The organism is Microbacterium sp., assembly GCF_041641055.1.
Lineage (GTDB): Bacteria > Actinomycetota > Actinomycetes > Actinomycetales > Microbacteriaceae > Microbacterium.
In genome coordinates this window covers 42,122-54,649 of the sequence record NZ_JBEPZB010000013.1, presented here as the reverse complement: position 1 = coordinate 54,649, position 12,528 = coordinate 42,122, and the positions used below count along the sequence as shown (strand labels likewise).

The following is a 12,528-nucleotide window of genomic DNA, read 5'->3' as shown; positions in this document are numbered from 1 at the left end:
GGATGCGTCAAAGGCGGTATTCAGGGAACTCCCCTACGATCAAGCGTATGCCTCAAAAGAATCGCACGGTGAAAGGTGCGCTCGGCGGAGTCCTCGGACTCGTCGGGCTGAGCGCCGTCGCCGGCCTCCTCGTCGCGGCCAGCGTCACCCCGGTCCTCGCCATGACCGGCATCGCCGGGTCGCAAGCTCTCACGATCTTCGACAAGCTCCCCGCCAACCTCCAGGTGAACCGGCCGATGGAGCAGTCGACGATCTATGCGATGAACGCCGACAAGAAGCCGGTCGAGCTGGCCTCCTTCTACGAGCAGAATCGCATCCCTGTCACCTACGACCAGATCAACCCGGTCGTCTACGACGCGATCCTGTCGAGTGAGGACAAGGACTACTTCAGCCACGGCGGCATCAACGTCGGTGCGACGGCGAAGGCGCTGGTCGACAACCTGCGCGGCACCGACGACCGAGGGGCATCGACGATCACGCAACAGTACGTCAAGAACGTGCTGATCCAGGAGTGCGAGCAGGAGGCCGATCCCGCATCCGGCACCTACGCGGACGACCTGCAGGCGTGCTGGGAGGCCGCCACCAACGCGAAGGGCGCCGAGGGCATCGAGCGCAAGCTGCAGGAGATGCGCTACGCGCTGCAGATCGAGAAGGAGTACTCGAAGAACGACATCCTCCTCGGGTACCTCAACATCGCCAACTTCGGCGGCACCGTCTACGGCATCGAGTCGGCCGCGAACTACTACTTCTCCACCAGCGCAGCGAAGCTGACGGCCGCTCAGGCCGCCACGATCGCCGGCATGGTGCAGAACCCGAACCTGTATCGCATCGACCGGCCCGCCGGCACGTGGACCGACAAGGACGGCGTCGCCCACAACACCGCCGAAGACGGCTATGCGATGACGCTGGAGCGTCGTCACTACGTGCTGCAGCGCATGCTCACGCTGGGCAAGATCACCCAGGCACAGTACGACGAAGCGGATGCCTCGCCGATCACCCCCGCCATCACGCAGCCCACCCAGGGGTGCGTCTCGGCCGGCAAGGTGGCGCGCAGCGCCTACTTCTGCGAATACGTGAAGTCGGTCGTGCTGACCGATCCCGCCTTCGGCGCGGATGAGACGGCACGCAAGGATCTGCTGCGCCAGGGCGGCCTGAAGATCTACACGACGATGAACATCGACATCCAGACCGCATCCGCCAACGCGATGGCCGAGTTCGTGCCTGCGAACCCCGACAACCAGTACTTCGGTGCCGCCGGGGTGTCGATCGAGACCGGCACGGGCAAGGTTCTCGCGATCACGCAGAACACGACCTTCAGCGAGACGGTGCAGAACGACCAGGCGTACTCCGCGCTCGTGTGGGCATCCGACCAGGCGCACGGTGGTTCCGGTGGGTTCTCCGTGGGATCGACCTACAAGCTCTTCACCCTGATCGATTGGCTGGAGAAGGGGCACTCGGTCCGAGAGACCCTGAATGGCACTACCCGCAGGATGACGATTCCCGCCGAGTGCGAGGGCGGACCCTTCACCTTCGACAGCAAGGAGGTGGGTAACTTCAACCGCGACCCCGGCTACACCGGGAGTGTGATGACGTTCACGCGCAACTCGCTCAACACAGGGTTCTTCGCGATGGCGGAGAAGCTCGATCTCTGCGACATCAACAAGGTGGCCGACCGGATGGGCGTCACCCCTGCCAAGGGCGGCAAGACCACGGATGAGAACCGCCCGTTCGACGTCCTGGGCTCCAAGTACATCTCGCCCCTCTCGATGGCCGGTGCCTACGCCGCGGTCGCGAACAAGGGCGTCCACTGCACGCCCGTCGCGATCGAGCGAGTGGTCGACGGAGACGGCAACGAGCTTCCGGTGCCGAAGTCGACGTGCTCCCAGGTGATCTCCCCTGAGGTCGCGGCGACCGCCGCCTACGCACTCCAGGGCGTCATGAACGGCGGCACCGGCGCGCGCGCCAACACCGACGACGGCACGCCGCTGATCGGCAAGACCGGTACCCACAACGGCTGGGGCACGATGATGATCGAGTCCAGCACCAAGGTCACGACGGCCGTCTGGGTCGGCCGCACGCTCGGCGAGGTCCCGATCAACCGGAGCTACCACAACGGCTGGAAGCTCAGCGACCTCCGTTACCCGGTCGCGCGCGCAGCACAGCAGGCCGCCAACGCGATCTACGGCGGCGATCGCTTCCCTGAGCCCGACAACAAGCTGATCCGTCAGGTGCTGACCGACGTCCCGGACGTGGTCGGCCAGACCGTCGATCAGGCGACGGCGACGCTGAAGGGTGCCGGGTTCCAGGTCACCGTCGGCGCTCCGGTCGACAGCGACAAGGCAGCCAACATCGTCGTGAAGCAGGACCCGGCAGGCCAGGCCCCGAGCGGCGCGACGATCACCCTGTCGCCCAGCAACGGCCAGGGGGCGACGGTCCCGGACATCACGGGTCAGTCCCAGGCTGAGGCGCAGAACTCCCTGTTCGGCGCAGGGTTCACCTCGATCGACTTCGACGGGTCCTGCAACGGCAACGGAGCGAAGGTCGCCTCGACCACTCCGGCCGCCAACAGCGCCGCGAACAAGAGCACGACCATCAAGGTCGCCTGCAAGTGACCTCACGCCCGACGGCACACCCGGCCCTCATCGCGCTCGGCGCGGTGGGGGCCGCTGGTGCTGCGGCCGCCATCTGGGGCATCGGCATCGAGCGCTACCTGTTCACGGTGCGCGAGGCGACGGCATCCGCTCTTGCCCCCGGCTCCGCTCCCCTTCGCGTGCTGCACGTCTCCGACGCGCACATGGCACCGTGGCAGCATCGCAAGCAGGACTGGCTCGCCTCGCTCGCGCAACTGAAGCCCGACCTCGTCATCAACACCGGCGACAACCTCGGCCACCGGGACGGTCTCGACGGCATCCGTCGTGCGTTCGAGCCGTTCGCCGGCATCCCCGGGGTCTTCGTGCACGGGTCGAACGATGTGAACGGACCTTCCCCGCGCAACCCGATCCGCTACTTCGCCGGGCCCTCGCAGCGGCATCACGAGCCGACCTTCCTCGACACCGACGCGATGGATGCGTTCTTCACCGACGAGCTCGGGTGGACCGACCTGAACAACCGGGCCGCTCGGCTGAGCGTCGGCGGGAACCCGATCGACCTCTTCGGAGTCAGCGACGCTCATCGTGAGTGGGATCGACTCGAGGATCTCCCCGGCGCCATCCATGCGCTCGGCCCGCAGACTCCCGGAACGTCGGTGCTCGGCGTCACCCATGCGCCGTACCAGCGCGTGATGAACCGCTTCGTCGAGCTCGGCGCCGATGCCATCTTCGGCGGGCACACTCACGGCGGCCAGGTCTGCCTGCCCGGGTTCGGCGCGCTCGTCGCCAACTGCGACATCCCCCTGAAGCAGGCCAAGGGTCTGAGCACCTGGACGCAGGGCGAGCGGACGGTGCCGCTCAACGTCAGCGCCGGCTGCGGGCACTCCATCTACGCCCCCGTGCGCTTCGCGTGCCGCCCCGAGGCGACGCTGCTGACGCTCACGGCGCGCGGCTGAGCCCTCGATTCGGCGCTGCGGGCATTTCGCTGTAGACTCGGAGGGTTGCAAAACGGGGTGTGGCGCAGCTTGGTAGCGCGCTTCGTTCGGGACGAAGAGGTCGCAGGTTCAAATCCTGTCACCCCGACCAGTAACACCGGAAGGCCGCCCTCACGGGCGGCCTTCTCTGTACACGACCGAGGCGAAAGGCACAGCGTGAGCGGCTGGTTCCCTCCCCCTGGGCGCGTCACCCGCGGCATCGCCCTGGTTCTCGGCATCCCGTTCCTCATCGCCCTCGCCCTGCTGACTCTCACACCTGCACGGGTCGAGCAGTCGATGCCGAACCTTCTCGACCTCGTGCTGTCCTGGGCGCACCGGCTCGGCTGGGAATCGCTCGACTTCACGCGCCTCGAGATCATCGCCAACGTCCTGGTGTTCGTGCCCGCCGGCATCCTGGCCTTCCTCCTGGTGCCCCGGCGCCTCTGGCCGCTGGCCGTCGCGCTCGGTCCTGTCCTGTCGCTCTCGATCGAGGTCGCTCAGCGCGTCGCACTGCCGCATCGCGCCGCCACGGTCACCGATGTCATCGCCAACTCGGGCGGGGCGCTGATCGGAGTCTTCATGGCCATGGTGGGCACTCTGCTGTTCGCCCCGCATACCCCTCCGCATCCGCCCCGTACCCTGGAAGCATCATGACCTCGCCTGCACTCGTCGCCTTCGACCTCGACGACACGCTCGCCCCGTCGAAGGGCCCCATCGATGCGCGCATCGCCGCGCAGCTGCACGCACTGCTGGCGAAAGTCGACGTCGCCATCATCTCCGGCGGCAACGAGACCCAGTTCCGCGCCCAGGTCATCGCACGGCTCGGCGAGATGGATGACGCGATCGCCGCGCGGCTGCACCTGCTCCCGACCTGCGGCACCCGCTACCTGCGCCACGACGGGACCGACTTCGCCGCCCTCTACGCGCACGATCTCTCGGCCCAGCAGAAGGATGACGCCCTGACGGCCCTCCGCGAGGAGGCCGAGCGACTGGGACTGTGGGAGACGGAGCCCTGGGGCGACATCCTCGAGGATCGGGGCTCGCAGATCACCTTCTCCGCCCTCGGCCAGAAGGCGCCGCGCGACGCGAAGCACGACTGGGACCCGAGCGGGTCGAAGCGCGAGGCGCTGCGGGATGCGGTCGCAGAGCGCCTTCCCGACCTCGAGGTGCGCTCCGGCGGTTCGACCTCGATCGACATCACCCTCGCCGGCATCGACAAGGCCTACGGCATGCGCAAGCTCGCCGAGCACACCCGCATCCCCCTGTCCTCGATGCTCTTCTACGGGGACCGTCTCGACGAGGGCGGCAACGACTACCCCGTGCTGGCGATCGGCGTGCCCTCCGTCGCCGTGGAGGGCTGGGAGGACACCGCCGCCAAGCTCGACGAGCTGCTCAAGACGCTCTGACGGTCCGCCGCCTTCGAGCGGCCGTGGCCGTGAGGCGGCCGCTCGAAGGCGACCGCGGCCGCCGCCGCCTCGGGGCGGCCGAGCTCAGCGCACGACCGCGTCGGAAGCCGCCCGCGTCACCGGCACGAGCCGTGTGAGCTGCGTCACGTGCGCCGGCTCGAGCTCGGCGAGCGACGCCACCCCCAGCAGGCGCATCGTGCGCTCGATCTCGGTGCGCAGGATCTGGATCGTCCGGTCGACGCCCTCGCGCCCGCCCGCCATCAGCCCGTACAGGTAGGCACGGCCGATCAGGGTGAAGTCTGCGCCGAGGGCGACCGCCGCCACGATGTCGGCGCCGTTCATGATGCCGGTGTCGATCATGACCGTGAAGTCCTCCCCCACCGCCGCGCGGACCTCCGGCAGCAGGTGGAACGGGATCGGCGCGCGATCGAGCTGGCGCCCGCCGTGGTTCGACAGCACGATCCCGTCGACGCCGGCGTCGCGGAGGCGCACCGAGTCCTCGACGTTCTGCACACCCTTGATCACGATCTTGCCCGGCCAGATGTCACGGATGACCGCGAGGTCGTCGTAGCTGATCGTCGGGTCCATGGCCGCGTCGAGCAGCTCCCCGACGGTGCCGCCCGTAGTGCTCAGCGACGCGAACTCCAGCTTCGGCGTCGTCAGGAAGTCGTACCACCACCACGGGCGCGGGATCGCGTTGATGATCGTGCCCAGGGTCAGCTGCGGCGGGATGCTGAAGCCGTTGCGCTTGTCGCGCAGCCGGGCGCCGGCGACCGGGGTGTCCACCGTGAACTGCAGGGTGTCGAAGCCTGCGGCGGCGGCACGACGGGTGAGCTCGTACGAGATCTCACGGTCCCGCATGACGTAGAGCTGGAACCAGTTGCGCCCGTGCGGGTTCGCGGCCTTCACTCCCTCGATCGAGGTGGTTCCCAGGGTCGACAGGGTGAACGGGATGCCCGCTGCGGCTGCCGCCCCGGCCCCCGCGACCTCGCCCTCGGTCTGCATGAGACGGGTGAAACCGGTGGGCGCGATGCCGAACGGGAGCGCCGACGGGCCGCCGAGGATCTCGACGGAGGTGTCGACGGTCGGCGCGGGACGCAGGATGCCGGGATGGAACTCCACGTCCTGGAACGCCTGGCGTGCGCGGGTCAGCGACAGCTCGCCCTCGGCCGCACCGTCGGTGTAGTCGAACGCCGCCTTGGGCGTGCGGCGCTTCGCGATGGTGCGCAGATCGTCGATCGTCAGGGCGCCGTCGAGGCGGCGCTTCCTGCCGTCGAGCTCGGGCTTCTTGAACTTCATCAGCTCGAGCAGCTCTTTGGGGTTGGGAACCTGGCGCTGGACCATGTCGTGTCCTCTCAGTCGATCGGTCGGGTGCTGCGGGTCAGCCCCGCCGCGGTGTAGTAGCCGGTGATGTGCGCGCGCACGAGCGACCGCGCGGCCGCCTCCTCGCCCGCAGTGATGGCGTCGATGATGGCGCGGTGCTCGGCACGCAGGACGTCGGCCATCGCATCCCAGTCGCCGATCGCCGCCGCCCCCTCCTGCACGTAGGACTCGATCGAGGTGCGCAGGCCCGCCATGATCGCCGCGACCACGGTGTTGCCGCTGGATTCCGCGAGAGCCAGGTGCAGCTGCGCGTCGAGGGCGAGGAATTCGTCAGGCGTCAGGGCGTTGACGTCCATCGCATCGAGCACGCTGTGCGCGGCGGTGAGATCCGGAGTCCGCTGACCCGCGAGAGCGGCCACGACGGCATCCTCGAGCAGCAGACGGGTCTGCACCACGTCGGCGAGCGGGAAGCCCTGCGCGGCGACCTGGAGGCGCAGAAGCGTCGACATGCCGCCGGTCGGGGTCGCGATCACGATGGCCCCCGACTGCGGTCCGGAGCCGGTCGACGTGCGGATCAGTCCGAGTACCTCGAGCACACGGAACGCCTCGCGGACGCTGGACCGACCGACGCCGAGGTCGGCGGCGAGGTCGCGCTCGGACGCGAGTCGATCGCCGGGACCGATGCGGCCGTCGAGCAGATCGCGCTCGATGTGCTCGAGCACGAGGCGCCAGGCGCGGGCGGGCTGCTCCGGCATCCGGTCTCCTCGTCGTCGGCGGGCGGCGCCTGCGAACGACGCGGTGTGTGGTCTGACCACAGTAGCGCGTGTGGTCAGACCACGCAATCGGAAAGTCGAAGACCGGCGGCGCCGTTCACTTCTCAGCACAGTCCGACCACACGACGCCGCGGACGAAGCAGAATCGCCACCTCCGGCCGATCCATGCTGAGTTGTGCACAGGGAGCCGTCCCCGCGACTCCGGGACGTGGGCGGGGCGGGCTCAGCCCAGGCGTCCGCCGGACTCCTCGAGGTAGCAGGCACCGCACAGCGATTCGTAGGTGGTGAGCTCCGGCGCGGCGGACCCGTCTGCCCCCTCGTCGATCGCGACCTGGTCGCCGTCGAAGACGAAGCGCCCGCCGATCACCCGACCGTTGAAGACGGCCTTCCGCCCGCAGCGGCAGATCGTCTTGAGCTCCTCGAGCGAATGCGCGATCGCGAGCAGGCGCGCCGAGCCGGGGAAGGCATGCGTGAGGAAGTCGTTGCGGATGCCGTAGGCCATCACCGGGATGCCGTCCTCGATCGCGATCCGGAACAGATCGTCGACCTGCGCCGCCGTGAGGAACTGGGCCTCGTCGATCAGGAGGCAGGCCACGTCGACCGGCCCGCTGGGGATCAGCTCGTCCTCGGCGGCACGCCGAACGCGTTCGCGGTGCTCGGCGAACAGCGCTCGCGCGTCCGCATCCGGAGCGATCAGGAAGTCGACCTCACGGGTCACGCCCAGCCGACTCGCGATCTCCGACGCACCCTTGGTGTCGATCGCCGGCTTCGCGAGCAGGACGTGCTGCCCGCGCTCCTCGTAGTTGTAGGCGGCCTGGAGCAGCGAGGTCGACTTGCCGGAGTTCATCGCCCCGTAGCGGAAGTAGAGCTTGGCCACCGGCCGCTACTCGTTGATGCCGAGGGTGGCTGCGGTGGCCGCCGTCGACGTCGCCGCCAGCTCGGGGTTCTTGTTGAGCTGCTCACCGAAGGTCGGGATGAGATCCCGCAGCTCGGACTCCCAGCCGGGGTACTCGTCGGGGAAGCACTTCTTCAGCAGATCGAGCATGATCGGCACCGCGGTGGAGGCACCGGGCGAGGCGCCGAGGAGTCCGGCGATCGAGCCGTCGGCCGCCGAGACGACCTCGGTGCCGAACTGCAGGATGCCGCCCTTCTTGGGGTCCTTCTTCATGACCTGGGCGCGCTGGCCCGCGTCGATCAGAGTCCAGTCCTCGTCCTTCGCGGTCGGCATGAACGTCCGCAGGCTGTCGACCTTCTTCTTGTGGTTCTTCAGCAGCTCACCCACGAGGTAGGTGATGAGGTCGGGGTTCGCGAACGCCACGCGCAGCATCGGCCACAGATTGTGCGTGCGCACCTGCGACACGATGTCGAGCATCGACCCGTTCTTGAGGAACTTCGGGCTGAAGGTCGCGAAGGGGCCGAACATCAGCGAGGCCTCGCCGTCGACCACGCGCGTGTCGAGGTGCGGCACCGACATGGGAGGAGCGCCGACGGACGCCTGCGAGTAGACCTTCGCCTTGTGCTGCGCGACGACCTTCGGGTTCGTGGTCTTGAGGAACTGACCGCCGATCGGGAACACGCCGTAGCCCTTGATCTCCGGGATGCCGGAGCGCTGCAGCAGCTTGAGCGCCCATCCGCCGGCACCGACGAACACGAACCGTGCCTTGATCCGGTTCGGCGTGCGTCCGATGGTCGTGCGGTAGTTGATGAGCCAGGTGCCGTCCTTCTGCTTCTTCAGGCTCTTCACCTCGTGGTTCGTGCGCAGCGCGACCCCGCTGGAGGTGAGGTGGCCGAAGAGCTGATGCGTGAGCGCACCGAAGTCGACGTCGGTGCCCGCGGGCACACGGGTCGCGGCGAACGGTTCGCCCTTGCGGCGCTGCTGCATGAGGAGCGGCGCCCACTTGTTGATGACGCGAGAGTCCTCGCTGTACTCGATCCCTGCGAACAGCGGCTGCTTCTTGAGCACCTCGTAGCGGTCCTTGAGGTACGCGACATCCTTCTCACCGCGGACGAACGTCATGTGCGGCGTCGCGTTGATGAATGTCGACGGCTCATCGAGCACACCGCGATCGACCAGCGACGACCAGAACTGCCGGCTCTGCTGGAACTGCTCGTTGATCGAGACGGCCTTGGCGGGGTCGAGCGGAGCGCCCTTCTGCTGCGGCATGTAGTTCAGCTCGCAGAGTGCCGCGTGACCGGTGCCCGCGTTGTTCCAGGGGTTGGAAGACTCCTGCGCCACATCGGAGAGTCGCTCGAACGCGACGATCTTCCAATCCGGCTGCAATTCGTGCAGCAGGGTACCCAGGGTGGCGCTCATGATGCCACCACCGATCAAGACGACATCGACGGTTTCGGTCACCAGGACAGTCTAGTTCGAGGTCGCGGCACCACTGACCAGACGGGCCCCCTCGGCCAGACCGGTTCGGTATCGCGGAGATGCTCTCAGGCTATGACGGCCAGGCGCTTGGCGAGGATCTCCGCGATCTGCACGGCGTTGAGCGCTGCGCCCTTGCGGAGATTGTCGTTGCTGATGAACAGCACGAGGCCCTTGTTCTCAGGAGCGGACTGGTCGGCGCGGATGCGGCCGACGAAGCTCGGGTCCTTGCCGGCTGCCTGGAGCGGGGTCGGCACCTCGTCGAGGACGACGCCCGGTGCGGCGGCGAGCACCTCGGCCGCACGCTGAGGGGTGATGTCGTTCGCGAACTCGACGTTGATCGAGAGCGAGTGGCCCGTGAACACCGGCACGCGCACGCAGGTGCCCGCGACGCGCAGATCGGGGAGCTCGAGGATCTTGCGGCTCTCGTTGCGGAGCTTCTTCTCCTCGTCGGTCTCGTTCTGTCCGTCGTCGACGAGGTTCCCGGCGAACGGGATCACGTCGAAGGCGATCGGGGCGACGTACTTCTCGGGCTCGGGGAAGTCGATCGAGGATCCGTCATGCACGAGGCGCAGGGTGTCGCCCTGAGCCAGCACGCCCTCGACCTGGCCGAGGAGCTCCTGGGCGCCGGCGAGGCCGGAGCCTGAGACCGCCTGGTAGGTCGAGACGATCAGACGCTCGAGGCCTGCCTCGGCATCCAAAGCCTTCAGCACCGGCATCGCGGCCATCGTCGTGCAGTTCGGGTTGGCGATGATCCCCCGCGGGCGGTCGTCGATCGCGTGCGGGTTGACCTCGCTGACGACCAGCGGAACCTCGGGGTCGTTGCGCCAGGCGCTGGAGTTGTCGACGACGACGGCTCCCGCCTCGGCGAAGCGCGGCGCGTACGCACGGCTCGCGGTCGCGCCGGCGGAGAAGAGAGCGATGTCGATCCCCGACGCATCCGCCGTCTCCACGTCCTCGACGATGACGGTCGCGCCACCGAACTCGATCGCAGTCCCCGCGGAGCGCGCCGACGAGAACAGGCGCAGGTCCCGGATCGGGAAGGACCGCTCGGCGAGAATCTCGCGCATCACGGTGCCCACCTGGCCGGTGGCGCCCACGATGGCGACGGAGAGTCCTGAGTCGGAGATGCGGGTCATGATGTTCCTTGGCGTCGTGCAGTGCAGCAGTCGAGGCTTCAGGCGCGACGTCGGGATGCGGATGCCGCGCCTGGCGCCGATGTCAGGGTTTCGGTGAGTCTACCGTGCCGTGCGACGGTCGAGACTCGCGGTGCGGGGTGGCGATTCGCGGACGGGGTCACGATTCGCGGCCGGAACCGCTGGATGCCTCCGCAGATCGACCCGTCGTCCGCAGACCGTGACCGCGAGGGTGGGTCAGCGACCGGTGCCGGCGTGGACCGTCGCCTCGGCGTCACCGTCGAGGCCGTAGGCGGTGTGCACGGTGCGGGCGGCCTCGGCCAGGTCGGTGTCGCGCAGCACGACCGAGATGCGGATCTCGGACGTCGAGATCATCTCGATGTTGATGCCGCCGGCGGACAGCGCCTCGAACAGCACCGCCGAGACACCCGAGTGCGTGCGCATTCCGGCACCGACGACCGAGAGCTTGCCGATCTGGTCGTCGTGCACGAGATTCTGGAAGCCGACCTCGGTCTGCTCACCGGCGAGCGCCTTGAGCGCTGCAGCCGAATCCGCCTTGGGAACCGTGAACGAAATGTCGGTGCGTCCCGTCGCCGACACGTTCTGGACGATCATGTCGACGTTCGCGCCGGACTTGGCGACGATCTTGAAGATCTCGGCCGCCTTGCCGGGGACGTCAGGGACGCCCGCGACCGTGATCTTGGCCTGGCCGAAATCGGTGGCGACACCGGCGACGATGGGTTCTTCCATGGCTGCTGCTCCCTCGGCTTCGCGAGGGTTCTTCATGCCCTCGCCCAGAACGTAAGTGCCCTCGGACGACGAGAAGGTCGACCGGGCGTGGATCAGGACGCCGTGCCGGCGTGCGTATTCGACGGCACGGATGTAGAGCACCTTGGCTCCGTTGGCGGCGAGCTCGAGCATCTCCTCGCTGCCGATGTGGTCGAGCTTCTGCGCCTTGGGGATGACGCGCGGGTCCGCGGTGAAGATCCCGTCGACGTCGCTGTAGATCTCGCAGACATCGGCGTCGAGGGCCGCGGCGAGAGCGACGGCCGTCGTGTCCGAGCCGCCGCGTCCGAGCGTGGTGATGTCGCGGGTGTCGCGGTTGAAGCCCTGGAAGCCGGCGACGATGACGATGGCCCCCTCGTCGAGCGCTTCGCGCAGACGGATCGGGGTGACATCCACGATGCGGGCGGCGCCATGCTGCGAGTCGGTGATCATGCCGGCCTGGCTGCCGGTGAACGAGCGCGCCTCGAAGCCCATGGAGTGGATGGCCATGGCCAGGAGCGCCATCGAGATGCGCTCACCGCTCGAGAGCAGCATGTCGAGCTCACGCGGAGCGGGAATCGGCGCGACCTCGTTCGCGAGGTCGAGCAGCTCGTCGGTGGTGTCGCCCATCGCGCTCACGGCGACGACGACGTCGTGGCCTGCACGACGCGTGTCGACGATGCGCTTGGCGACGCGCTTGATGCTCTCTGCGTCGGCGACGGAGGAGCCGCCGTACTTCTGCACGATGAGGGCCACGATCACTCCCTGGGATGTCGGGCGGATCCGCCCACGCTCATTCTACGATCGGCGCATATGCCCTGCGTCGCATGTGACGCCCCCTCCCTGTCGGCGGCGGCCGGCGTCCTGGTGATGGCGTGCGCGGCGGCGTCCGTCCTGGGCACAGCTTCGGAGATCGCCGACGGACACGCCGGAGGGCTGCAGGATGCGGCGGCGCGCCGACCTCGGCATCCGAAGTTGTGCCCGCAGAACGGGGGCAAAGGAGCGGCCCGTGGGCAGTGGGCCGCGGGCCGTGGGGCATCCTGCCGACGTCCGCCCCTGGGCACAGCTTCGGAGACGGCGACGGACACGCCGGTCGACTGCAGGATGGGGCGGCGCGCCGCCCTCGGCATCCGAAGTTGTGCCCGCAGAACGGGGGCAAAGGAGCGGCCCGTGGGCAGTGGGCAGTGGGCCG

10 protein-coding genes and 1 tRNA gene are annotated in these 12,528 nt (G+C 68.3%); 5 read left to right on the top strand and 6 right to left on the bottom strand.

Translation table 11 applies throughout. The features are described 5' to 3' along the window. Positions 1-47: 47 nt before the first annotated feature. The 5 genes from ACESK8_RS10090 (at position 48) to ACESK8_RS10070 (ending at position 4,968) form a co-directional block, all read left to right on the top strand. Entirely contained in the window at positions 48-2,612 is a 2,565-nt protein-coding gene (locus ACESK8_RS10090) for a transglycosylase domain-containing protein (RefSeq protein ID WP_372968471.1), read from the top strand. Next, on the top strand, positions 2,609-3,544 hold the full coding sequence (locus ACESK8_RS10085; RefSeq protein ID WP_372968470.1) for a metallophosphoesterase: 936 nt from the start codon (positions 2,609-2,611) through the stop codon (positions 3,542-3,544). Before ACESK8_RS10090 ends, ACESK8_RS10085 begins: the two co-directional genes overlap by 4 nt. A 53-nt stretch (positions 3,545-3,597) precedes the next feature. Beyond that, positions 3,598-3,674, top strand: a tRNA-Pro gene (locus ACESK8_RS10080). A gap of 65 nt (positions 3,675-3,739) precedes the next feature. Continuing rightward, positions 3,740-4,216 (top strand): VanZ family protein, encoded by a 477-nt coding sequence (locus ACESK8_RS10075; protein WP_372968469.1) that lies wholly within the window; start codon positions 3,740-3,742, stop codon positions 4,214-4,216. Then, positions 4,213-4,968 (top strand): HAD-IIB family hydrolase, encoded by a 756-nt coding sequence (locus ACESK8_RS10070; protein ID WP_372968468.1) that lies wholly within the window; start codon positions 4,213-4,215, stop codon positions 4,966-4,968. The genes ACESK8_RS10075 and ACESK8_RS10070 overlap by 4 nt, the downstream gene beginning before the upstream one ends. A gap of 84 nt (positions 4,969-5,052) precedes the next feature. Here the strand turns inward: ACESK8_RS10070 and ACESK8_RS10065 are convergent, their stop codons facing one another. The 6 genes from ACESK8_RS10065 to ACESK8_RS10040 form a co-directional block, all read right to left on the bottom strand. After that, positions 5,053-6,312, bottom strand: a complete 1,260-nt coding sequence (locus ACESK8_RS10065) for an alpha-hydroxy-acid oxidizing protein (protein WP_372968467.1) — start codon at positions 6,310-6,312, stop codon at positions 5,053-5,055. Between the two features lie 11 nt (positions 6,313-6,323). Next, entirely contained in the window at positions 6,324-7,046 is a 723-nt protein-coding gene (locus ACESK8_RS10060) for a FadR/GntR family transcriptional regulator (RefSeq protein WP_372968466.1), read from the bottom strand. A gap of 241 nt (positions 7,047-7,287) precedes the next feature. Next, positions 7,288-7,941, bottom strand: a complete 654-nt coding sequence (locus tag ACESK8_RS10055) for a thymidine kinase (RefSeq protein ID WP_372968465.1) — start codon at positions 7,939-7,941, stop codon at positions 7,288-7,290. 6 nt (positions 7,942-7,947) lie between these two features. Then, positions 7,948-9,420, bottom strand: a complete 1,473-nt coding sequence (locus tag ACESK8_RS10050; RefSeq protein ID WP_372968464.1) for a malate:quinone oxidoreductase — start codon at positions 9,418-9,420, stop codon at positions 7,948-7,950. Positions 9,421-9,503: 83 nt separating this feature from the next. Beyond that, on the bottom strand, positions 9,504-10,574 hold the full coding sequence (locus ACESK8_RS10045; RefSeq protein ID WP_372968463.1) for an aspartate-semialdehyde dehydrogenase: 1,071 nt from the start codon (positions 10,572-10,574) through the stop codon (positions 9,504-9,506). Between the two features lie 234 nt (positions 10,575-10,808). Beyond that, positions 10,809-12,092, bottom strand: coding sequence for an aspartate kinase (locus tag ACESK8_RS10040; protein WP_056313625.1), 1,284 nt, complete (start codon positions 12,090-12,092; stop codon positions 10,809-10,811). Positions 12,093-12,528: the final 436 nt, after the last annotated feature.

Excerpts from the sequence above, each read along its gene's own strand:
- ACESK8_RS10090 (WP_372968471.1), top strand. The coding sequence starts at position 48 with ATGCCTCAAAAGAATCGCACGGTGAAAGGTGCGCTCGGCGGAGTCCTC.
- ACESK8_RS10070 (WP_372968468.1), top strand. The coding sequence starts at position 4,213 with ATGACCTCGCCTGCACTCGTCGCCTTCGACCTCGACGACACGCTCGCC.
- ACESK8_RS10065 (WP_372968467.1), bottom strand. The coding sequence starts at position 6,312 with ATGGTCCAGCGCCAGGTTCCCAACCCCAAAGAGCTGCTCGAGCTGATG.
- ACESK8_RS10060 (WP_372968466.1), bottom strand. The coding sequence starts at position 7,046 with ATGCCGGAGCAGCCCGCCCGCGCCTGGCGCCTCGTGCTCGAGCACATC.
- ACESK8_RS10045 (WP_372968463.1), bottom strand. The coding sequence starts at position 10,574 with ATGACCCGCATCTCCGACTCAGGACTCTCCGTCGCCATCGTGGGCGCC.